Genomic DNA, 21,298 nt, shown 5'->3' with positions numbered 1-21,298 from the left:
AATTGTTTCGCCAGATAGACTTGTGACCCGCGCCGCGCTCTTCCTCGCCGCATGCCTCGCCGCCAGCACGGCTGTCGCCGTGCAGCCGGCGCTGGCCGCCGAGTCGCCGTTCGAGCCCGGGCTGATGCGGTTGGCCGAGGTGCTGGGGTCGCTGCATTTCCTGCGCAATCTGTGCGGCGAAAAGGGCGACCAGTGGCGCACCGAAATGGAAAAGCTGATCGATTCGGAAAATCCCGATCCGGAGCGGCGCGCCCGCTTCATCGCCAGCTTCAATCGCGGCTACCGCTCCTTCGGCGGAACCTATACGCAATGCACGGCATCGGCGACCGAAGCGATCAGCCGTTACATGAAGGAAGGCGAGACGCTGTCACGCGACATCGCCTCGCGCTACGGCAACTGAAAGGCGCCTGACGGCGTCATAGCCAACAGCTTTTCGTGCATCCAGCCTTGTATCCGCGGCGCCTTGATGCAATCTTGGTGTTGCACTTTGGCAACAGTATTAACGAAACGTTAGCGCGCGGATGTGGAATTAACTCAAACTGAAGGTTTTCATCCCGCTCACCGGTCTAATCGTTAAGTTTTGAATCGGACCGAACGCAGGCGATGAAGTTTGTAAAAGACGATCAAAAAAATGTCGTATTTACAAATACTTACTTATCCTGCGTGGAGATAGGGACAGCCCAAGCCGGATCCGACCCGTCGGATCGTCGCTTGAAAAGGGTGGATCGCAATGGAACATGGCGTCAACGACATCGACGCGCTGGTCAGGGAAGAAAAGCGCCTGACCGCGGTGGAAAGCCATAGCGAGGCCTGGGCGGAAGGTCTGTCCGCCGGCATCGAGCCGGAAATCATCGCCGAAGCAGCACTTGAAACGGCCTTCGGCGAGATGCTGCGCGCCAATGGCGAAACCTCGGCCCTTGCCCTTCTCGACCGCATGCGTGAAAAAGTGATCGCTGGCGCATTCGAGCCGGAGCGGCTGCGGCACTAGAGCGCCACGCGTTCCCGCCGGCGCCAAATGGCGCTTTGGCACCCGACTGGTTCTTTGACTACGGCGCGCCGTTTGGGCATCATGCCCGGCACCTAAAGAGCCTAGGAGAGGCAAGCGGTGAATTTTTCGATGTCAGGCCGGCCTCACGGCATGGTCCTCAGCATCTGGCTTGCCGCTTCCTGCGCCGCGGTTCCGCTGGCACTTGTCCTGACAAGCAGCCCTGTCTATGCGCTGAGCGAGATCAAGCGCGAGGAGCTTCCGGCGCCGGCGGCGCCGCCAGCCAATGGTGAGACGGCGCCATCCGAAAACTCCGTGCCGATGCCCGATCTGCCCGGCACAACGCCGCCGGCCGCCAGCCAGCCGACATCGCCCGCAGAGCCCGAGCAAAGCGAACCGGAAGGGCCGACGGACGATGGCGGCGTGGCCAACCCGCGTGTCGATCCCGATGCGCCGGTGCCTGAAGTCGTCTACGACCTTTCCAAATTGCCGGAGCCGGTCAGGCGCATGCACGACCTGATGGTCGAAGCCTGCGTCAGCGGCGACATCGAGAAGCTGCGGCCACTGATCGGCAAGGGCGACACCATGACCCAATTGTCGCTGGGCGAGATCGAGGGCGACCCGATCGCTTTCCTGAAGGGGCTTTCAGGCGACAAGGAAGGCCAGGAAATCCTCGCCATCATGGAAGAGGTGCTCAATGCCGGCTATGTCCATGTCGACGTCGGCACGCCGCAGGAACTCTATGTCTGGCCGTATTTCTTCGCCCTGCCGCTGGATAAGCTCGACGCCAGGCAGCGGGTCGAACTGTTCAAGATCGTCACCGCCGGCGACTATGACGACATGAAGCAGTTCGGCGCCTACATCTTCTACCGCGTCGGCATCACCCCGGCCGGGCAGTGGACGTTTTTCGTCGCCGGGGATTGAGCAGCTTACCCTCCCCCTTGTGGGGAGGGGCGATGCGAAGCATCGGGGTGGGGGTGCGGCACTAGCCCCACCCGGACCTTTGGTCCGACCTCCCACAAGGGGAGGTATGGAGCCTATGCTGGCAGCGCTTCGGAGAAGTCCACCGGCCTGCCCTGTCCCGGCGTGACGATCTCGCCTTCCCACATGATGCGGCGGCCGCGCAGGACGGTGCCGACCGGCCAGCCGGTAACCTCTTTGCCGTCATAGGGCGTCCAGCCGGCCTTGGAACCGGCCTGCGCGTTGGTGATAGTCTCGCGGCGCTTCAGGTCGACGATGGTGAAATCGGCGTCGTAACCGGCGGCAATGCGACCTTTTCTCGCCATGCCGAAGATGCGTTGCGGGCCGTGGCTGGACAGGTCGACGAAGCGCTGCAGGGTCAGCCGGCCGGCATTGACGTGATCGAGCATGATCGGCACCAGCGTCTGCACCCCGGTCATCCCGGATGGCGACGCCGGATAGGGCTTTGCCTTCTCGGCCAGCGTGTGCGGGGCATGATCGGAGCCCAGCACATCGACAATGCCTTGGCCAATGCCGTGCCAGACGCCATCGCGATGACGCGCCGCCCGCACCGGCGGGTTCATCTGGATCAACGTGCCCAGCCGCGCATAATCGTCGGCGGCGAGCGTCAGATGGTGCGGCGTCGCCTCGCAGGTGGCGACATCCTTGTGCTGTTCGAGGAACACAATCTCTTCCGCGGTGGAGATGTGCAGGACGTGGATACGGGCGCGGGTGTTTCTCGCGATGCGCACCAGGCGTTCGGTGCAGCGCAAGGCGGCGATCTCGTCGCGCCAGACCGGGTGCGAGGACGGGTCACCGTCGACGCGCAGGCCGAGGCGCTCGCGCAGCCGGAACTCGTCCTCGGAGTGAAAGGCGGCGCGGCGTCGGGTGTTCCTCAGGATCGAAGCGACACCCTCGTCGTCCTCGACCAGGAGGTCGCCTGTGGAGGAACCCATGAACACCTTGATGCCGGCAGCACCGGGCAGCCGCTCGAGTTCGCCGACATCATTGGCGTTCTCGCGCGTGCCACCGACCCAGAAGGCGAAGTCGCAGTGCATGCGGCCGGTGCCGCGCCGCACCTTGTCGGCAAGCGCCGCTTCGCTGGTGGTCAGCGGGTTGGTGTTGGGCATTTCGAACACGGCGGTGACGCCGCCCAGCACAGCCGCGCGCGAACCCGTCTCCAGATCTTCCTTGTGTTCCAGTCCCGGTTCGCGGAAATGCACCTGGCTGTCGACGACGCCCGGCAGGATGTGCAAGCCGCGGCAGTCGATCGTTTCGCCGGCCGAGGCCTGGCGAAGATCGCCGATGGCCGCGATGCGGCCATCCCTGACGCCGACGTCGCGCGCGCCCTCGCCGTCATGGTTGACCACCGTGCCGCCTGTCAGGATGAGATCGTAGGTGGTGGCCATTGGCGTTCGGTCTCTTGCGGGGGGAATGTCGTCGGCTTACGTAAAGGCCGACCCTTTTGCAAGATCAGGCTTTATTTCAACCCATGCCCTTTGCCCTGCTCAAAGACCGCGCCGTCATTTCCGTGTCAGGCCCGGATGCCGAGCATTTTTTGCAGAACATCCTCACCACGGACCTCGATACGCTGGGCGCCGCAGAGGCAAAGCCCGGCGCACTGCTTTCGCCGCAAGGCAAGATCCTGTTCGACTTCCTGGTCTCGCGCAGTGGCGAGAATGGCTTCCGGCTGGAATGCCGCGCCGATGTATCCGACGATTTCCTGCGCCGGCTCGCGCTTTACAAGCTGCGCGCCAAGGTCGAGATTAGCAAGCAGGATCAATCGCTTGTGACGGTTGCATGGGGACCCGATTCAACCGCCTCACAAACTGATTCAACTGACGTTTCTGATGCACGCTTCAGCCAGCTGTCCGTCAGGCGCAGCTATGGCGGCACGCCGGCGGGCGGCGACCTAGCCGCATGGCAAGCGCTCCGCATAGCCCACGGCATCGCCGAGAGCGGTTCCGATTATCAGCTCGGCGACGCCTTCCCGCACGACGTGCTGCTCGACGAGGCCGGCGGTGTCGGCTTCAAGAAGGGCTGCTATGTCGGCCAGGAAGTGGTCTCGCGCATGCAGCATCGCGGCACCGCCAGACGGCGGGTGCTGATCGTTTCGGCCGACCATGCCTTGCCCGCGGAGGGCACTGAACTGACGGTTGCGGGGCGGCCCGTCGGCATGCTCGGCTCGACCGCAGGCACGGCCGGCCTCGCCATAGCCCGCATCGACCGGGTGAAGGCGGCGATCGACGCCGGCCAGCCGGTCCTGGCCGGTGATGTTACCGTCTCGCTCGCCATCCCGGCCTGGGCAAAGTTCAGCTTTCCCAAGGAAGCGGTCGGCGCGGAGGACGCCTGATGGCCGCCGACCGTGTCGGTGCGCCGCCGCGTGCGTGGCAGCGCATGCTGTCGGGGCGGCGGCTCGACCTGCTCGACCCCTCGCCGCTCGATATCGAGATTTCCGACATCGCTCATGGGCTTGCCCGCGTCGCCCGCTGGAATGGCCAGACGCGCGGCGATCACGCCTTTTCGGTCGCTCAGCATTCCCTACTGGTCGAGGCCCTTTTTGACGAATTACAGCCGGACGCCTCGGCCAATGCGCGGCTGGCAGCCCTGCTGCACGACGCACCGGAATATGTCATCGGCGACATGATCTCGCCGTTCAAATCGGTGATGGGCGGCTCCTATAAGGACTGCGAGCTGCGTCTCCAGCGCGCCATCCACCAGCGCTTCTCGCTGCCGGCCGAACTCGGCGTCGGCCTGCGCAAGGAAATCAAGCGCGCCGACCAGATCGCCGCTTACTACGAGGCCACGCTGCTCGCCGGCTTTTCGACCGCGGAAGCAACCGAGTTCTTCGGCCGGCCGCGCGGCTTCAATGCCGATCGCTTCGATTTCACCCCGCGCTCGGTAACCTCGGCGCAGGCAGCGTTTCTCAAGCGCTATGCAACGATCGAAAAGCAGCGCCTGGCAGCGGTTCCGGTGCGTTCGGCCGAGTGAACATACGCTAAATTAACCGGCGGGACCCACAGTACCGGGCTCGATCACGGTCAGCAGGTACGCCTCATGTCCGTTGCGCACGTCAAGGGTGGTTCGCCCGTCCGCAGACGGGGAGGCGGAGGCGTCGCCGCGACACGGCAGATCGCAGACGAATTGCGCAACCAGAACGAGCGCTTTTCGGCGGCCGTCGAGAACATGTCGCATGGCCTGTGCATGTTCGATGCCGACGAGCGGATGATCATCTGCAACCGCAACTATCTCAGCATCTTCTCCCTCGATGCGAAGATCGTGCGGCCCGGCATCGCGTTCCTGGACATTCTCCAACACAGCGTCGACATCGGCGTCGCCTCGCAGAGTGCCCAAGACCTTTATGCCATGCGCAAGCCCTATATCGAGCGCGCGCAAGCCTCGACCTACGAGGAAATCCTGTCGGACGGCCGCATCGTTTCCATCACGCACCGACCGCTGGCCTCGGGCGGCTGGGTGTCGATCTATGAGGACATCACGGAGCACAGGCGGGCCGAGCAGGAATTGAAGGAGCAGCATCGCCGCTTCGATGCGGCGCTCGCCAACATGTCGCAAGGCCTGTTGATGTATGGCGCGGACGGCACGCTGATCGTGCGCAACCAGCGCTTTCTGGATTTGTGCAAGGCAAAAGCAGCTGATTTCGCGCTCGGCATGACACACGGCCAGATGCTGGAAAAGCTCGTTCGCCTCGGCATCTTTGTGTCCATCGACATCGATGTCGAGGTGGCAAAGACGAGGGCGACCCTGGAGGCCGGCCAAACCCGTTCGAGCTATCGCGAACTAGTTGATGGCCGCACGCTGTTTGTTTCGCGCCGGCCGCTTGCCGGCGGCGGCTGGGTGGCAACCTTCGAAGACATCACCGAGCGCCGGCGCGCCGACGAGCGCATGAGCCATCTTGCCCATTACGACACGCTGACCGACCTGCCCAACCGCTCGATGTTCCGCGAGCGGCTCGACCAGGCGCTTGGCGAAACCCCTGCTACTCCGCTGGCAATCTTCTCGCTCGACCTTGATCGCTTCAAGGCCGTCAACGACACCTGGGGGCACCCGGCCGGCGACTGGCTGCTGAAATGCGTGGCCGAGCGGCTGCGGCACAGCCTGCGCAGCGATACGGATGTGGTCGCCCGCCTCGGCGGCGACGAGTTCGCCATCCTGCAGTTCAATCCCAAAGGGACCGCCGATGCGGAGAACCTGGCAAAACGCATCGTCTCGGTCATCAGCCAGCCGTTTCGCAACAAGGGCCGCGACATGCATGTCGGCATCAGCCTTGGCATCGCGCTGTATCCCGGTGACGGCAAAGACGCCGACACGCTTTTGAAGAACGCCGACATGGCGCTTTACAGGGGCAAGAGCGAAGGCCGCAACGTCTACCGCTTTTTCGAGCCCGGCATGGATGCCCTGGCGCGGGCGCGCCTGGCGCTCGAAACCGATCTCGAGACGGCACTGAAGCGGCAGGAATTCGTCCTGGACTTCCAGCCGATCACCAACATCGCGTCAGGCGAGATCGTTGGCGCCGAGGCCTTGATGCGGTGGAATTCGCCGACGCGCGGCCTGGTGGCGCCCGACGATTTCATCGCGGCCGCCGAAGACAGCGGACTGATCGTTCCGCTGGGTGAATGGGCGCTGAAACAGGCCTGCAGCGTGGCCGCCGGCTGGCCGCACGGAATGCGCATCGCCGTCAACGTCTCGGCCGTGCAGATCAGAAGCGCCGACTTTGCCCGCAGCGTGATTTCGGCGCTGGCCGTTTCAGGCGTGCCGGCCAGGCGGCTTGAGCTGGAGATCACCGAAACCGTGCTGATGGATGAAAGCGAGACGGTGCTGAAGACGCTGAGGCAGTTGCGCGAACTCGGAGTGCGCATCGCGCTCGACGATTTCGGCACGGGCTATTCGTCGCTTGGCTATCTCAGGCGTTTTCCCGTCGACAAGATCAAGATCGACCGCTCCTTCATCCATGATATCGACAACCGGGACACGGCGGCGATCGTGCGTACGATCATCGGGCTTGGCGCCGAGCTAGGCATCACCGTCACCGCAGAAGGCGTCGAGACCGAAGCCCAGCTCGACATATTGCGCAAGGCCGGCTGCGTCGAGGCGCAGGGCTTTCTGATCGGCGTGCCGTCAAAGGCGACTGAGATCAATCGCCTGCTGAAGACGAGAGCGGTACGCCGGCCCGCCTGAACATGCCCGGTGTCATTCCATGCGCCGCGCGGAAGGTGCGCGAGAGATGGCTCTGGTCGGAGAAGCCGGCCGCAAAGGCGGCATCGGCGAGATCGGAACCTTGCCGGATAAGGAGATCAGCGCGACGCAACCTGCGGTCGCGGATGAAGGCGGCCGGGGTGAGACCCAGCGCCTTCTTGAAATCCCGGATGACCTGAAAGCGCGTCACGCCTGCGGCTTCGGAGAGCCGCTGCAAATCGAGGTCCGAACTCAGATGGTCTTCGATGACCTGTTCATAGACCCGAAGCCTGCTTTTCGATCCGAAGCTTTCGACCGTCTCGCGCCGTCGGCCGCCCCAGTCGCCATGACGCAGGATGAGCTCGCGCAAGGCGATCAGCATGGATGTTTCGGCACCCGCCGCATCGCCTGATATCGAGCTCTGATGCGCTACGGCTACAGCCTGGACGAGATCGGCATCATCGACGATCGATTGCGAAAACAGTGGCGCACGATCCTGCCCGAGTTCTGCTGCGATCGCGCCCATAAGTGAGGTCGAGGGATAGAAGGTACGATAGGCCCAGCCTTTCTCGGCACCAGCCTCGCCATCGTGCCACACCTCCGGATTGACGAGGAGGACCGTGCCCGACGGCGCAACGACGCTCTCGTTGCCGATGCGGACACGCTCGCAGCCTTGCGTGATCAGGGCGACGACATAGGTCGGGTGCGTGTGCAGCTCATAGCGATGCCGCGTGAACCGCGCCCTGAGCATGCCAAGATCGCGAAAGCGCGGATGACGCCAGAACTGCGTTGTCTCCTGCGGCTCGTGAATTCCCAACACGGTCAATCCTGTTCAAGACGCCGCCGCCGCAACCCTTTAGGTGCTGGCATCGACAAGGCCGAAATTTACGACGGCCGGCAAGGAGAGCGCAATGCTGCACAACGACCCCGTCGCCGCCCTCACCCCGCAGGTGGTGCAATGGCGGCATCACATCCACGCCAATCCCGAACTCGGCTTCAAAGAATATGAGACCGCGCGCTTCGTTGCCGACAGGCTGCGCGCCTTCGGGCTCGATGAGGTCCACCAAGGCATAGGCGGCACCGGGGTGGTCGGCGTGCTCAAGGGGGGACCCAGCGCGCGGGCAATCGGGCTCAGGGCCGAGCTCGACGCCTTGCCGGTCGTCGAGAAAACGGGATTGCCATACGCGTCGAAAAAGGACGGCGTGATGCATGCCTGCGGCCATGATGGCCACACCGCGATGCTGCTCGGCGCCGCCAAGCTGCTCGCCGATAGCAGAGCCTTCGACGGAACCGTCTATTTCATCTTCCAGCCGGCGGAAGAAAACGAAGGCGGCAGCATGCGGATGATCGAGGACGGGCTGTTCGAGCGCTTCCCGGTGGAAGCCGTCTACGCCGTCCACAATTGGCCGGGGCTGCCGCTTGGCACGATCGCTGCCCGCGCCGGCGCGATGATGGCGGCCGTCGACAATTTCGAGCTGAGTTTCGAGGGGACCGGCGCGCATGCCGCCATGCCACAGCTAGGCGACGACCCGGTGCTTGCAGCCAGCGTCTTCGTTCAGGGCGTGCAGCGCATCGTCAGCCGCTCGGTCGACCCGCAGACGGCGCTGGTCGTCTCGATCACGCAGATTCATGGCGGCAATGTCGGCAACATCGTGCCGGGCACGGTCTGGCTGCAGGGAACCTGCCGCTTCTTCGAGCCGGCTCTTTCGGACCATTGTGAAAGGCTAATCGGAGAGATCGCCGACGGTATCGCCTCGGCGCACAGCCTGACCGCCAAGCTCGCCTATCGCAAAGGCTATCCGCCGCTGGTCAACACATCAGCCGCGACAGACCAGGCCGTGCAAGCTGCGGCTGTCGTCGTCGGTCGCGAACAAGTCGAGACCGCATTCAACCCGAGCCTCGGCTGCGAGGATTTCGCCTATATGGTTCGCGAAGCGGGCGGCTGCTATGCGTGGATCGGCGCTGGGGCAGTCGGACCCGGCGAAGGGTTGCACGGCGATCGCTACGTCTTCAACGACGCCATCGTTCCCACCGTGCTCCGCTATTTCGTCACGCTGGTCGAACAGCCGCTAGAGGCCAAGACGATCAAGTCCGCGGATTGAGCATCACTGTCAGCGCAGCGTCTCGATGTATTTTTCGTGGAAGCTGACATAGCCGGGCTCGACCACTTTGAGATGGCGCTCGATCAGCTGGTGAAACGCCGGCAGCTGATGAAACGGCACGCCGGGATAGGCGTGGTGCTCGGCGTGATACGGCATGTTCCAGGCAACCTTGCGCACCAGCCAGTTGGTCAGCGTGGTGCGACTATTTTCCAGCATGTTGGCAACGAGCGGGCAGCGACCGTGCTCGGCCAGCAGATAAAGCCTGAGGAAGGGCTGGCCGAGCAGTGCCGGCACGATCCAGACATAGAGCAGCACCGTCGCCTTGAACCAGAGCGCCAGTGCGGTGACTACGACATAGAAAGCGATCATGGCGCGGGCCTCAGCACGCACCTTGGGCAGGCCCTTTGGCGGCACGTAGTTGTCGCGGTAACCGCCGGTCGCGTTGGTGTAGAGCGTCTGCAAATGCGCCCACCACACCGGCAGGCCCGAGACGTGGACGATGTATTGCCGCATCGTCTCCGGTTTCGGAAAGGCGAGCTCGGGATCGTTCTCGGGATCCTGGGTGAAGCGATGATGGGCGAAATGGAAATAGCGGAACCAGTCAGCCGGCAGCGCGATCGCCAGGCTGCAGGCCCTTGCCACGGCATCGTTGAGCCACTGCGTCTCGAAAGCTGTCCTGTGCACCGTTTCATGCAGCAACGTGAACAGGAAGACGATGAGGATGCCTTGCGGCAGCATCAGCAGCGGCCAATACGGCACCTTGGCCGCGATCAGCGCGCCGATAAGGATGATCCCACCGAGATGAAATGCGAGCTGGGTCAGGCCCCGCCCGTCCGATTTGCCGGTCAGGCGGCTACGCTGCTCATTGGTCAGCGACGCGATGACATCGCGATGGTCTGTGGGGTCGGTTTGGACTGATACGGTCATGGCGCCACGCTACCCCAACGAGAAACCTTTCTAAAAACGAGGATTTCTGCAAAATAGATAAGCACAACTTATCTTTTTGATCGCCAATGGCCGCACTTCCATCCCTGAGAGGACTTCAAGCCTTCGAGGCGGCGGCGCGCTCGGGCAGCTTTGCCGCGGCGGCGGAAGAACTGTCGATCTCGGCAGCCGCCGTCAGTCAGCTCATCCGCACCGTCGAGGAGCAGATGGGCCGCAAGCTGTTCCACCGCGTCAACCGCCGCGTCGTGCTCACCGAGGCCGGCGTCGAGATGCTGCCGAGGCTGACCCTGGCCTTCCAGGAGATCGGCAGCGTCGCGCGCGGCGGCGATGCCTTCCGCCCGCGGCTTGTCATATCGGTGCCGCCGTCCATGGCGATGGGCTGGCTCTCGGAGCGTCTCGCCGGCTTTGTCGCCAGCCACGGCGCCGTCGACATCTCTCTGCGCGGCGATGACGACCCGGTGCCGTTCGACCGTGAACTGGTCGACCTCAGGCTGTCCTTCGGACCGCACTATCGTGAACACCCGACCGAGGACATCGTCAGGGACGCCGTGTATCCCGTGTGCGCGCCAAGGCTTGCCGCCAAGATCAGGCTAGAGAACCTTGCCGGCTTCCCGCTGATCCACACCGATTGGGGGCCGACCGGAGCGTCGTTCCCGTCATGGCGCAACTGGTTCGAGGCGGCCGGCATCGATCCCGGCCGGGCAGTGCAGCGCGGCCTGTCGGCGAACTCATCGCGGGCAGCGCTCGACCTGGCGATTTCGGGGCTGGGCGTGGCGTTGGCGCAAGGCATCTATTGCGCCAAGGCGCTGGAAGACGGCCGGCTGGTCCGGCCGAGCGCCCTATCGATCGCGCTGCGCCAGCCCTATTGCCTGACAATCCCCGAGCGCAGCGCAAGGCGCGACGTGGTGGCGGCGTTCCGTTCCTGGCTGATCGAGGAATGCCGGCGGTCGGTGGATTCGCCGGCGCTTCGATGATGGCTTGCGGCTCAGAGATGGGCGGCGAATACCACCACTCAAAGATGGCCCGCCAATGCCGCTACCATGTCCTTGTTCGTCGCCACGGGAATGATCTCGAACTCCACCAGGTCAGACCATTCGATGACCCAGCGCTGCAGCAGCGTGACGTCATCGGCCTCGACCAGAAGGAAGCAGCGGCTCATATCCGCCGCGATCCAGGAGTGGTGGACGACAAGCTCGTCCGGCTTCAGGCGGCCGCGCTCGCCGAAGCGGCGATAGATTTCCTTGCGATCGCAGCCGGTGAAATCCTCGATGACGATGAACTGCATACGTCCCCCCTCGCCTTGAATTACCGCCCGGGACGATCGAGCCGCTCCAGGAACCATTGCGTCAGCCGCACCCAGACCTCGTCCTTTTCGCCGGAATCCTCCCAACCATGGTCGAGATTGGGGTTGTCGTTGACCTCGATGACGAAGACACCGTCCTTGGTTTCCTTGAGGTCGACGCCGTAAAGCCCGTCACCGATGCAGCGCGCCGCCTTCACCGCGGTCTCGACGACATGCGGCGGCGTCTCTTTCAGCGTAAAGGTCTTGATGCCGCCCTGGTCGGGCTTGCCGCTGGCCTTGTGGTTGACGATCTGCCAATGTTTTTTGGCCATCAGATAGTGCACGGCAAACAGAGGCTGGCCGCCGAGCACGCCGACGCGCCAGTCATATTCGGTCGGAATGAATTTCTGCGCGATCAGAAGATCGGAATCCTCAAGCCACTCCGTGGCGAGTGTCTTCAGTTCCTCGAAGTTGCCGCATTTCTTGACGCCGCGCGAGAACGATGAATCCGGGATCTTCAGCACCAGCGGAAAGCCCAGCGTCTGCGCCGCCAGTTCGAGGTCGGTGGTGCCGGCAATCATCACCGTCGGCGGCACCGGCACCTTGTTGTAGGCCATCAGCTCGTTGAGATAGACCTTGTTGGTGCAGCGGATCATCGACAGCGGATCGTCGATCACCGGCATGCCTTCCTGCTGGGCGCGGCGGGCAAAGCGGTAGGTGTGGTTGGAGATCGAAGTGGTCTCGCGGATGAACAGCGCGTCGTAATTGGCGAGCTTGGCCAGGTCCTTCCTGGTGATCGGCTCGATTTCGACGCCCATCTTTTCGGCGATCTTGGCCCAGTAGCGCAGCGAGGAAATCTCCGACGGCGGCAGTTCCTCATGCGGATCGACCAGCGTGGCGAAGGTGTAGCGCGCCGGCGTGCGGCCCTTGGTGTCACGCCACTCGCGGTTGGTGTAGGTCTCCAGCGCCTGCACGAATAAGGCTTCTTCCTCCTCGGTCATCCTGGCCAGCGGCAGGAAGCCGATCTTGCGGATCGAAGCCCATTCGGCGCTGTCCTTGATGTGGACCTCAAGCGCGGGGGCGCGGAACCAGTCGAACAACAGCTTGGCGAAGCGATCCCAGATCTTCGACGGCCCGATGCCGAAGAAGATGCAGACTTTTTGCGGAAAGACGCCGCCGAGATCCTTGCGGCATTTGTTGAGCGCCAGTTCCAGCTCCGGCAGTGCGTGCTCGTAGAGCTTGCGCTCCGACAGGTCGATCATCGTCTCGACCGTCGGGATGACCTTGTGGCCGCGCGAACCGGCGAGCAGAGAGGCATAGTAGCCGCGGCTCTGGTAGGCGTAATTGTTCGACAGGTTGATCACCTTCGGCTGCTGGCCGCGAAACAGCGCCGGATGTGCAAGATAGTCACGGTTGGTGATGATCTTATGTGGCGTCGCCGTCTGGTCGAGATCATTCTGACGGCCGGTGAGGATGACCCAGGTCATTGTTATCAGCGTTTCCCAAGAGTGATGGCAGCACGCAGTCCGTCGCGGCCGAATTGCGCCATGTTCATGAAGATGCCGTGGGGGACGGGAATGTTGGCGGCATCGAGGATGGTCTCCTGTCTTTCGTCCTCGACCCAGGGATCGTGGATCAGGATGTGATCGCCGTCGTCGCCGATGGCCAACACCCAATGCGGCACCTTCTTGCCGAACATCAGGAAGCCGCTGATCAGCACCAGCACAAGTTTTCCCTCGGCCAAAGCGCCTCTGATGTCGTCGATGGCGAATGGACGGTAATTCACCGGGATGCCGTATTGTTCCGCGCGACGGCGAAAGTCGACCTGGGCAAGTTCCATCACCCGGCGTTTGTCCTCGCTGCGCACCGATTGCAAGAAGAGCGCGCCGTAGAAGGACACGAAGATTTCGGCCGCTAATCCGTTTTCGTGGCCGGCCACCGCAAGGCCGAACGGCTCACAACCGCCCGGGCCGGACATCATGAAAACAGTCGTCGCCTCGCGCCACAGGCGGATTTCCATGACCGGATCGGGCACGAAGCCGGAATCGAAATTGGCCATCGCCATCATCAGGCAGCATGGGCCGCAGGTGAACTCGCAGGTCTGCTGGTAAAACGGCACTTCGGTGGCGACCGGAATGTCGCCGCGCAAGGTCTTTTCGTAGCGCAGAGCCGTCTCGCCATCCTCGTAATAGTGGGGTTCGCGACCGATCTTGCGGTAGCCGCTCTGCTCATAGATGCGGATGGCGCGCAGATTGTCCTCGCGCACTTCGAGACGCAGCATCATGCGGTCGTGCTCAAAGGCTGCCTCTTCGGCCGATGCAAGCAGCATGCGGCCAATGCCGCGGCCGCCGAAAAACGGACTGGTGGCAAGCGAATAGAGCCGGGCCACGCCGCTGCCCTTGCGAAACAACACCACGGCGTAACCGGCGACGCGGCCATCGTCCTCGGCGACCAGCAACTCGGCGGTCTCGCGCTCGATCAACTGGCGAAAGGAGCGCCGGGAAATGCGGTCACTGGAAAAAACCGCCTTCTCGATGGCGGCGAGGTCATCGACGTCGGACGCGCGGGCCTTGCGAATCTCGGCAGGCATGCGGGTTCAGAAAACCTCGATTGGGTGGAGGAAAAGGCCCCGGTCAAAAACGACGCAAACATCGGCCGAAACGCCGACATCAGCCAAGCGCTATCGCACCTTGAATAGGGCCGAATTGTGACAGGTTCCGCCGCGAGTGGCGGGCGTGGGAGCGGCACCGCGAAGTGCGGCGCCGGCCCGGCGCATGACCCGAAAACGGAATGCGCTCAACTGGCGAGACCCGCCAGAAGCTGACCGTAGGCGCGCTTGGCGACCGCAGCCAGTTGCTCACGCGGCAGCGAGCCGACGACGGCGCAGGCATAGCCCTTGTCCAGCCAGTAGACGGCCTCGGGACCGTCGGCGTCCGCCATGTAGGTGCCCTTGGACTTGGCAGCCGAGTCGGCGGTAACGAACAGGGAGATGCGCTGGCCCTTGGCGTCCTCGTAGAGCAGCATAGCGGCCTTGCCCTGGCCGGCGGGCAGCAACCGGCCGCCAACCAGCTGGAAGCCTTCCGCCACCAGATCGGGCGCCACCAGCTTCAGGCCGACGCGGTTGGACAGCCAGGTCTGCAGATGGTCCTTGTCGCTGGCCGGGACTTCCACCGCATGGCGTTGCTCGGCGGCATAGATGACATGGGCGGCGATGGCCTCCTCGGCCAGTTGGTCATCTGCTCCGTCATCGCTGCCGATGCCGTCGATGCCGGCAAAATAGCCGCCAAGACCGCCAACGACGAGAACCGCGGCCGCCGCAGCCGCAAGCCACCAGCGCGAGTGCCGCGCCGCTACCCTGGTCGGGCCTTCGCCGCGCACGATCTGTTTGAACAGCATCGGCACCGGCTCGTCGAGCACGCCGGCAAAGGCGGCGCGTAGCGCGGCGCGGTCGGCGGTGTAGCGGGCGCTTTTCGCCTTCATTTCGGGATTGGCGTCGATCCAGGCGTCATAGGCGGCGCGCTCGTCTGCCGGCAGCTCGCCGTCGAGGGCCATGTGGATGTCGCGTTCGGAAAAATCGCGGCGGGTCATTTCTCGACGATCCTTATCGAGCGGCGGCGTGCGGTGTCGTCGAGCAGGCTGCGCAGTTCCTCGCGCCCGCGCGCTATGCGCGACATCAGCGTGCCTGCGGGCACGCCGAGAATGTTGGCGGCTTCGGCATAGGAAAATCCTTCGATGGCGACCATGACAAGGGCGGCGCGGCGGTCGGGGCTGATCGCCTGCAGAGCCTCGATGATCTCGCGCGATGCAGCATTCTCCGCCTGCTCGGCGGGGACTGCCTGCGCCTCGTTTGCGTCGAGCGGCAGGATCGCCACCTCACCGCGCCGGTTCACCTTGCGCATCTGATCGATGAACAAATGATGCATGATCGTAAACAGCCACCTCCGGGGGCTTTCTCCTGTCTGCCAGCTCTCGAGCCGCAACAGCGCCCGTTCGAGGCAATCCTGGACGAGATCGTCGGCGGAATCGCGGTCGCGCAGAAGCGAGCGTGCGTAGCGGCGCAGGCGCGGTATTTCACCAAGGATTGCTGCCTTCTTTTCGTCCATGACCGCTGGTTCTGAGGTCGCCCTTGTTTAACCCGATTGAACGCGCCTTCCCGGCGTGGCGCAAGCAGCCAGCGCGAAGCGGTCTGCCGCCCCGGTCACCCAAGCACTGAGATAACGAGAGCGTGAGCCGAATTATTCCCGGCAATCAACAAGAAAGCCGAATTATCCCAAATCGGTCAGTGCGAAATCATTGCCCTTGTAGAGGAGCGGAAGATCGCGACTTTTCGCGCAGGCGTAGGCGAAACAGTCGCCAAGGTTCAGATCCGCTTGGTGCCCAACGGTTTTGCCGTAACGGGCGCTGGCGTCGATGGCCCGAGAGCCGATGTCGTCGTCGATCGTCACATTGTCTCCGTCAATCTCCAGAATGAACCGATCAACCAAATCGCGAGCATGGAGAAGTGCCCCGGCAGTGGGTTTGCGCGACCCCGCACCAGCACGCGCCAGTGCTTGTGTTGCTTCGAAGCGCACCAAGGGAGAAACGCAGAGCAAGCCGGAAAACCCGGAAACCCGCTTGATCAATTCCTCCCAACCCGGCTCCTGGTTGAGAATGGCGACCACCACCGACGCGTCGACAAACATCAGTCTTCCCACATCTCGTCGGTGAACCTCTTCATATCGAAATCGGGATTGGGCAGACCAATCTTCCTGGCCTCGAGCTGTAGCCTGGCAATCCGGTCGCGCAGCGGCACCTTGGTTCGATTGCGTTCGAGTTCGTGTACGAGCGCGATCCGTACCGCCTCGGTTTTGCTCGGAGCGTTCGTCTCGCGCTGCAATCGGGTGGCCAGCGCATCCACTTCGTCGTCACGTATATAGAGCGGCATATGAATATCCTTTATTGGATATTCATATATTCCATCCTGCATATTCGTTCAAGAAGCAGCGCTACTCCCTCGCCGCCCTGGTCAGCAGCCGCTGGTAGAACAGGCCGATGCCGATCAGCACGGCGCCGAGGCCGATGAAGGACAGCGCCCTGAGCACGCCTTCCAGCTCCGACATGTCGAACAGGAAGACTTTCACCACGGCAATCGCGATCAGCGCCGCCGAGGCAATGCGCAGCACCTGCGATTTCAGCCAGACGCCGGCGGTGAGCAGCACGACGCCGATGACCAGCCAGAGCGCCGAATAGGTGTAGGTCTCGAGCTGGCCGAGACCGCTCCACAGGCCGATGAACTCGCCCTTGAACGCACGCCTGACCGACAGTGTGGCGTAGGCGAAGACAAGCAATGCCGCCACAACAGCCAGCATCTGCGCGTACCATGGCGGCCGCTTGTCCCTGGCATAGAGCGCCAGCCCGCCAGCGGCGATGGCCGGCAGGAGGTAGGCCAGGAACAAGAGGTTGAACACCGGGATCTGGCCGGTCGACTCATCGGTGAACAACGGGTTCAGCATCAGGAAATGCTGGAAGACGATGAAGGCGACCGAGACCACGCCGGCGGCCATCGAGCCGTAGCGCAGCACCGAGCTTGGCGAGCGCATGTCGATGGCGACCAATATGGCGCCGGCGCCGAGGGCGATCAGGGTGTAGATCGCCTGTTCGGCGAGCGTGACGGTGCCGGTGTCGATGACGCCGCCATGCATGGCGTGGCGCACCAGCATGGCGATGGTGAGCAGCGCGAAAAGGGCTGCACCCGCCTCCATGGCAAGGCGCGGCCGGCCATTGGTGGTGCGGGCGAGTTGCCAGGCGGCGAAGCCGAAGGCGAGCGCCGGCACGCCGTAACCGGGCAGCAGCCAGTTGAACACCGGCGTCGTCGTCAGCAATTCGGCGCCGACGATGGTCGGATCGAAGGCAACGCGGCCAAGCACGGCGACAACCGCGCCGACCGAAATCCAGCCGAGGACCGGATAGGAGCGCCAGCGCGTCGCCAGCGCCGGCACGATTGCCGCAACGCCGAGAAGCAGCGTGGTCCAGCCGGAACCGAAAGCCATGTGGGGCATCAGCAGGCCAGCCACAGCCGCTCCACCCAGTGCAAAGGAAACGGCCACGCCACCCCTGAGCGGCGGCTCTTCGGCGCGCGCGATCCATTCGCCGCCGGCGGCGAAGACGACGACCAGAAGGGTAGCGACCGCGGCATAGGCCAGGTCGCGGTCGAGATTGCCGTAGGCGAGCCACAGCGTCAGCAGAATAACCAGCGGCGCGGCAACGCCCCATGCCGCCCAGCATGCCGCGCGAACCTGCGTGGTGGCGGCGAAGCGGCGTGCGGCCCAGAAACCGGCGCCGATGAAGACTAGGCCAAGACCAATGCCGATGCGCAGGGTCAAGGGATTTCCGGCCGCCACCGGCATTCCGTCAAAGCCTATGTTTCCCTGGGATATGCCTGAGCCGATGGTGGCGGGCGGAATGATGCCGAGATAGATCATCACACTCACCACACCGGCGGCGTGCAGCAGCGGCAGCGCGCGCGGCCGGTAGAGCGCGGTGGCGACAAGGGCGACGAGGACGAACGCGCCAGGCAGGGCGCCGCCGGCGGCGACCAGTGTCATGTCGACGGACAGGCCCAGCGCCGAAAAAGCAACGAAGACACCTGGCACGATCGAGGGCCAGTCGAAGGCGTTCTTTGCCGTTTCCGCTTCGCCGCCGCGGCTACCCAGCCAGACAAAGGCAAGCACCGCCAGCGTCACCGCGTCGATGAACAGGATGACGGCAAGGTCGGTGCCGGGCGAAGCCATCATATAAGCGATGGTCCAGGCGCCGGTGCCGAAGAACGCCGCCGCCATCAGGAATTTCCAGTCGCGCATGCGGGCGATCACGGCGGTGGCGGCAAGCACGATGGCGAGATAGACGAAAAGCGCCCATGGAGATGGCGCCTGAGAGGACACAAGCGCCGGCGTCGCCATGGAGCCGACAAGGCCGATGCCGGCCAGGGCCTGGCCGTGGATGAGAGCGGCGACAATCGTCGCCACGCCGATGGCGCCGAGCACGGTGAAGGCGAAGGTCGGGCCGACGAAGCCGTAAACGGCATGGGCGGCATAGACCGTGCCGAACAGGATGAAGGCACCGGCAGCCGTCAGGATCGCCGGGATATAGGCGCCAGCCAACCCTTCCACCGGAACCTTGAAGCCCGTGCGGCGGATGAACTCGCCGCCGCCGATCAGCACCAGCCCGAGCAAGGCTGCCAGGGCCAGCCGCACTTCCGGGCCGAAAATGCCAGCCTCGATGGTGTAGCGGATGAGGAACAGGCCGCCCAAGGCCAGCGCGATGCCGCCGACCCAGACCGCCCAGCGTGTGCCGAGCGCGGTTTCGACCTCGGACCGGCGGGCGGCTTTTGCTGCGGCGGTCGCGGATCCGGTGAACGCCGCCTTGGCCGCGGCTGACAGCTCTGGCACAGGCTCGCTGGCGGCCGCTTCGGCAGCCGCAGCCGGTGCTTGTGCTGCTTCGGTCGCCGCGGTCGCCGCCTGTGCTGGTGCCGCTTCGGCTGCTATTGGCGAAGCTATGCCGGCAATCGCTGCGGTGGCCTGAGCGGCATCCGCGGGCACGTTGTCACTTGCGACCGCCTCAACTGCCTTGGCAGCGGGCGCGGCGACATTCACCCCGGACAGAACCAGGCTGCGCAGCGCGCCTAGTTCGCGCTCGATCAGGCCGATGCGGCCCTGCTGCCGCAGCACGATGACGAAAAGCACGATAACGACGACAGCGCCTATCAGGCTTTCAAACATGGCGGTTCCCCCAAACCAGGCCAGTTTTCACTGACAATTGCGGCGGCCACACGGCTATTCAAGTCACGCCACCGCAATGGTGACCGGAGAGAAATCATCGAGCATGTTTCGCCGGCAAATTCCAGCGGTCTACAGTCGTTATCCTCACCCATTATCCCGGATGGTCAGGAATGGCGCCACCGCTACTTGCCAGGGAGACATGCTATCCTCAGATGAGCTGCGAGGAAATCCAATGCCGAAAAGAAGCGCGGGATTGCTGATCCACCGGACAAAGGCCGGCATTCTCGAATTTCTTCTGGTCCATCCCGGCGGCCCGTTCTGGGCAAGGAAGGATGAAGGCGCGTGGTCGATCCCCAAGGGTCTTGTCGAAGAGAACGAGGATGAGCTGGCGGCCGCCCGGCGCGAGGCCAAGGAGGAACTCGGTGTCGCCATCGAAGGCGATTTCGAGCGTGTCGGCAGCTACCGGCAAGCCGGCGGCAAGATCGTCATCGCCTGGAGTGTCGAAGCCGACCTCGACGCCGATGCCGTCAAAAGCAGCATGTTCACCATGGAGTGGCCGCCAAGGTCGGGCGCGATGAAGGAATTTCCCGAAGTCGACAGGGCCGGCTGGTTTTCATTGGCTGAAGCCAGCCTCAAGATTCTCAGCGGTCAGCGCGCCATGCTCGATGATTTCATCGAGCGTCGCAAAACGGGCTGAGCGCTACGTTGCCCTCCCGTCGGATGGCGAGCCTCAGCGCGCCGCGAGATTGGCGGCTGGAAAGATCGAGCATGTCTCGGTGCCGAAGGCGAGCAATTTGCCCTGCGCGTCCTTCAGCGTCGCTTCCGATACCGCCAGCGTGCGGTCCTTGTGGACGATCTTGCCCTCGCAGACCACCTCGCCAGTCCTTGGCGTGATCGGCCGCGTAAAATTCACTTTGAACTCGGCCGTCGTATAGGCCTCGCCCTTGTCGAGCAGCTCTGAACCGCGCAGGCCAGTGCGGAGTCCAGCAACGTTGCCGCCCAGCCGCCATGCACGCCGCCCAACGGGTTGAGGTGGCGCTCGCTCGGCATGCCGCGAAACACCGCCCGGCCCTCAGACACTTCGGTCAGCGTAAAATTCAGCTGGAAGGAGATCGGCGGCGCCGGATATTTGCCGTCGATGATCCGCTGCAGCAAGTCGAGGCCGCTGTATTCGAGGAGGTCGGCAAGCGGAATGGTGCCAAGGCCAAGCGGCGACACCCGGCCTGGATAAAGTTCGACTTCGCTCATGGGAATCTCACGGCGTGATTTCTGGGAGGGCGCCTGCCGTTGCGGCGGCTTTGCCGCCCGAATGATGCTTGCGCAAGGCGGCGAGGAAACCGGTACGCGCGTCTGGCTGTTCGATGCCGCGCGGCTCGTAGACATGGCGGGTAAAGAAGAAACCGGTCAGCCGGAAAGCATCCTCAAGTGCCGCCTGATCGGCACGCAGGCCGGAGCCGCGCTGCAGGAAGGCCGGCAGCGCCAGCATCTTGTCGCGCCATGGCGCGCCGGCCTGGCGCGATACCGCGCGGCCGGATTTCGGCGAGACATAGGCCAGATCCTGCCGGGCGCCGGTCGCCGCGCACTGGCTGAGATCGAGGCCGAAGCCGAGTTCATCGAGGATGAGCAGTTCAAAGCGCGCCACCAGTTCGCCGGCGGCATCCGCATCGTCGAGATGAGCGATCATCACGGCCAGCGTCTCGTAGAGGCCGCCATGGGCGTCGCGCTCCGGCAGGAGCCTCAGATGCGCGGCCATGGTCTGCAGCCCGTAGACGGCTACCGCGGTGTCCATCAGCCGGGCGGCGTTCATCTCGATCGCCTCGGCCTGGAAGGTGCCGAGATGCTCGTCGAGGCGGGCCCGCCACAGCAGGTCGACGCGGTTGCCGGGCTGCAGCACCGGCTGCTGCTTGCGCGAGCGGCCGCCGCGCACCAGGCCCAGATGGCGGCCATGCGCGCGCGTCATCACCTCGAGGATGGCGCTGGTTTCGCCATGCTTGCGAGTGCCGAGAATGATTCCCTCGTCGCGCCATTCCATGGCGGGAGCTTGTCACCGGTTGCGTGGCGAAATCAAGGATCG

21 protein-coding genes and 1 pseudogene are annotated in these 21,298 nt (G+C 63.9%); 9 read left to right on the top strand and 13 right to left on the bottom strand.

The genetic code is table 11. The annotated features are described in order from the left end of the window. Positions 1 to 22 precede the first annotated feature (22 nt). The 3 genes from ACWTU9_RS17490 (at position 23) to ACWTU9_RS17480 (ending at position 1,909) form a co-directional block, all read left to right on the top strand. Positions 23 to 400 (top strand): TIGR02301 family protein, encoded by a 378-nt coding sequence (locus ACWTU9_RS17490; protein WP_455859363.1) that lies wholly within the window; start codon positions 23 to 25, stop codon positions 398 to 400. A 330-nt stretch (positions 401 to 730) separates the two neighbouring features. After that, entirely contained in the window at positions 731 to 988 is a 258-nt protein-coding gene (locus ACWTU9_RS17485) for a hypothetical protein (RefSeq protein WP_008874920.1), read from the top strand. A 117-nt stretch (positions 989 to 1,105) separates the two neighbouring features. After that, positions 1,106 to 1,909: a hypothetical protein gene (locus ACWTU9_RS17480; protein WP_455859362.1), complete on the top strand. Its 804-nt coding sequence runs from the start codon at positions 1,106 to 1,108 to the stop codon at positions 1,907 to 1,909. A gap of 113 nt (positions 1,910 to 2,022) precedes the next feature. Here ACWTU9_RS17480 and ACWTU9_RS17475 read toward each other — a convergent pair whose 3' ends face one another. After that, positions 2,023 to 3,354 carry a dihydroorotase gene (locus ACWTU9_RS17475; RefSeq protein WP_455859361.1) on the bottom strand — a complete coding sequence of 444 codons (1,332 nt, stop codon included), beginning with the start codon at positions 3,352 to 3,354 and terminating at the stop codon, positions 2,023 to 2,025. A gap of 83 nt (positions 3,355 to 3,437) precedes the next feature. On the opposite strand from ACWTU9_RS17475, the gene ygfZ reads away from it, so the two are divergent. From ygfZ to ACWTU9_RS17460, 3 genes are all read left to right on the top strand, one after another. Next, complete coding sequence (gene ygfZ, locus ACWTU9_RS17470; RefSeq protein WP_455859360.1) at positions 3,438 to 4,298, top strand: CAF17-like 4Fe-4S cluster assembly/insertion protein YgfZ; 861 nt, start codon at positions 3,438 to 3,440, stop codon at positions 4,296 to 4,298. Continuing rightward, positions 4,298 to 4,936: a hydrolase gene (locus ACWTU9_RS17465; RefSeq protein WP_455859359.1), complete on the top strand. Its 639-nt coding sequence runs from the start codon at positions 4,298 to 4,300 to the stop codon at positions 4,934 to 4,936. Before ygfZ ends, ACWTU9_RS17465 begins: the two co-directional genes overlap by 1 nt. A 66-nt stretch (positions 4,937 to 5,002) precedes the next feature. Further along, positions 5,003 to 7,141, top strand: a complete 2,139-nt coding sequence (locus ACWTU9_RS17460; RefSeq protein WP_455859358.1) for a putative bifunctional diguanylate cyclase/phosphodiesterase — start codon at positions 5,003 to 5,005, stop codon at positions 7,139 to 7,141. Here ACWTU9_RS17460 and ACWTU9_RS17455 read toward each other — a convergent pair. Further along, on the bottom strand, positions 7,098 to 7,958 hold the full coding sequence (locus tag ACWTU9_RS17455; RefSeq protein ID WP_455859357.1) for an AraC family transcriptional regulator: 861 nt from the start codon (positions 7,956 to 7,958) through the stop codon (positions 7,098 to 7,100). The genes ACWTU9_RS17460 and ACWTU9_RS17455 overlap by 44 nt on opposite strands. A gap of 91 nt (positions 7,959 to 8,049) precedes the next feature. Here ACWTU9_RS17455 and ACWTU9_RS17450 point away from each other — a divergent pair, with 91 nt between their 5' ends. After that, positions 8,050 to 9,240 (top strand): amidohydrolase, encoded by a 1,191-nt coding sequence (locus ACWTU9_RS17450; RefSeq protein WP_455859356.1) that lies wholly within the window; start codon positions 8,050 to 8,052, stop codon positions 9,238 to 9,240. Between the two features lie 9 nt (positions 9,241 to 9,249). Here the strand turns inward: ACWTU9_RS17450 and ACWTU9_RS17445 are convergent, their stop codons facing one another. Next, a complete protein-coding gene (locus ACWTU9_RS17445; RefSeq protein ID WP_455859355.1) occupies positions 9,250 to 10,167 on the bottom strand; it encodes a fatty acid desaturase family protein in 918 nt (305 codons plus the stop codon). Between the two features lie 86 nt (positions 10,168 to 10,253). On the opposite strand from ACWTU9_RS17445, the gene ACWTU9_RS17440 reads away from it, so the two are divergent. Then, the gene (locus ACWTU9_RS17440; protein ID WP_455859354.1) at positions 10,254 to 11,159 is read left to right on the top strand and encodes a LysR substrate-binding domain-containing protein; all 906 of its coding nucleotides are present in this window, start codon (positions 10,254 to 10,256) and stop codon (positions 11,157 to 11,159) included. A 38-nt stretch (positions 11,160 to 11,197) separates the two neighbouring features. On the opposite strand, the gene ACWTU9_RS17435 is transcribed toward ACWTU9_RS17440, so the two are convergent. From ACWTU9_RS17435 to ACWTU9_RS17400, 8 genes are all read right to left on the bottom strand, one after another. Further along, the gene (locus tag ACWTU9_RS17435; protein ID WP_454577047.1) at positions 11,198 to 11,470 is read right to left on the bottom strand and encodes a DUF3303 domain-containing protein; all 273 of its coding nucleotides are present in this window, start codon (positions 11,468 to 11,470) and stop codon (positions 11,198 to 11,200) included. A gap of 20 nt (positions 11,471 to 11,490) precedes the next feature. Further along, entirely contained in the window at positions 11,491 to 12,954 is a 1,464-nt protein-coding gene (locus ACWTU9_RS17430; protein ID WP_454588380.1) for a RimK family protein, read from the bottom strand. 5 nt (positions 12,955 to 12,959) lie between these two features. Further along, positions 12,960 to 14,057 carry a peptidase C39 family protein gene (locus ACWTU9_RS17425; protein WP_455859353.1) on the bottom strand — a complete coding sequence of 366 codons (1,098 nt, stop codon included), beginning with the start codon at positions 14,055 to 14,057 and terminating at the stop codon, positions 12,960 to 12,962. Between the two features lie 206 nt (positions 14,058 to 14,263). Further along, positions 14,264 to 15,055 carry an anti-sigma factor family protein gene (locus ACWTU9_RS17420; RefSeq protein ID WP_454588382.1) on the bottom strand — a complete coding sequence of 264 codons (792 nt, stop codon included), beginning with the start codon at positions 15,053 to 15,055 and terminating at the stop codon, positions 14,264 to 14,266. Further along, complete coding sequence (locus ACWTU9_RS17415; RefSeq protein ID WP_455859352.1) at positions 15,052 to 15,570, bottom strand: sigma-70 family RNA polymerase sigma factor; 519 nt, start codon at positions 15,568 to 15,570, stop codon at positions 15,052 to 15,054. The genes ACWTU9_RS17420 and ACWTU9_RS17415 overlap by 4 nt, the downstream gene beginning before the upstream one ends. 162 nt (positions 15,571 to 15,732) lie before the next feature. Continuing rightward, the gene (locus ACWTU9_RS17410) at positions 15,733 to 16,152 is read right to left on the bottom strand and encodes a type II toxin-antitoxin system VapC family toxin (RefSeq protein WP_455859522.1); all 420 of its coding nucleotides are present in this window, start codon (positions 16,150 to 16,152) and stop codon (positions 15,733 to 15,735) included. Next, entirely contained in the window at positions 16,149 to 16,391 is a 243-nt protein-coding gene (locus ACWTU9_RS17405) for a type II toxin-antitoxin system VapB family antitoxin (protein ID WP_455859351.1), read from the bottom strand. Before ACWTU9_RS17405 ends, ACWTU9_RS17410 begins: the two co-directional genes overlap by 4 nt. A gap of 61 nt (positions 16,392 to 16,452) precedes the next feature. After that, positions 16,453 to 19,224 carry a DUF2339 domain-containing protein gene (locus tag ACWTU9_RS17400; RefSeq protein WP_455859350.1) on the bottom strand — a complete coding sequence of 924 codons (2,772 nt, stop codon included), beginning with the start codon at positions 19,222 to 19,224 and terminating at the stop codon, positions 16,453 to 16,455. A gap of 232 nt (positions 19,225 to 19,456) precedes the next feature. On the opposite strand from ACWTU9_RS17400, the gene ACWTU9_RS17395 reads away from it, so the two are divergent. Next, the gene (locus ACWTU9_RS17395) at positions 19,457 to 19,921 is read left to right on the top strand and encodes an NUDIX domain-containing protein (protein WP_455859349.1); all 465 of its coding nucleotides are present in this window, start codon (positions 19,457 to 19,459) and stop codon (positions 19,919 to 19,921) included. A gap of 33 nt (positions 19,922 to 19,954) precedes the next feature. On the opposite strand, the pseudogene ACWTU9_RS17390 reads toward ACWTU9_RS17395, so the two are convergent. Together ACWTU9_RS17390 and recO are read right to left on the bottom strand one after the other, a co-directional pair. Continuing rightward, positions 19,955 to 20,472: pseudogene (locus ACWTU9_RS17390) on the bottom strand (PaaI family thioesterase). Positions 20,473 to 20,479: 7 nt separating this feature from the next. After that, on the bottom strand, positions 20,480 to 21,256 hold the full coding sequence (gene recO / locus ACWTU9_RS17385) for a DNA repair protein RecO (protein ID WP_455859348.1): 777 nt from the start codon (positions 21,254 to 21,256) through the stop codon (positions 20,480 to 20,482). Positions 21,257 to 21,298 lie beyond the last annotated feature (42 nt).

The organism is Mesorhizobium sp. 128a, from assembly GCF_053848025.1.
Note: the sequence above shows the minus strand (reverse complement) of the source record. Positions and strands in the feature narration are given on the sequence as shown.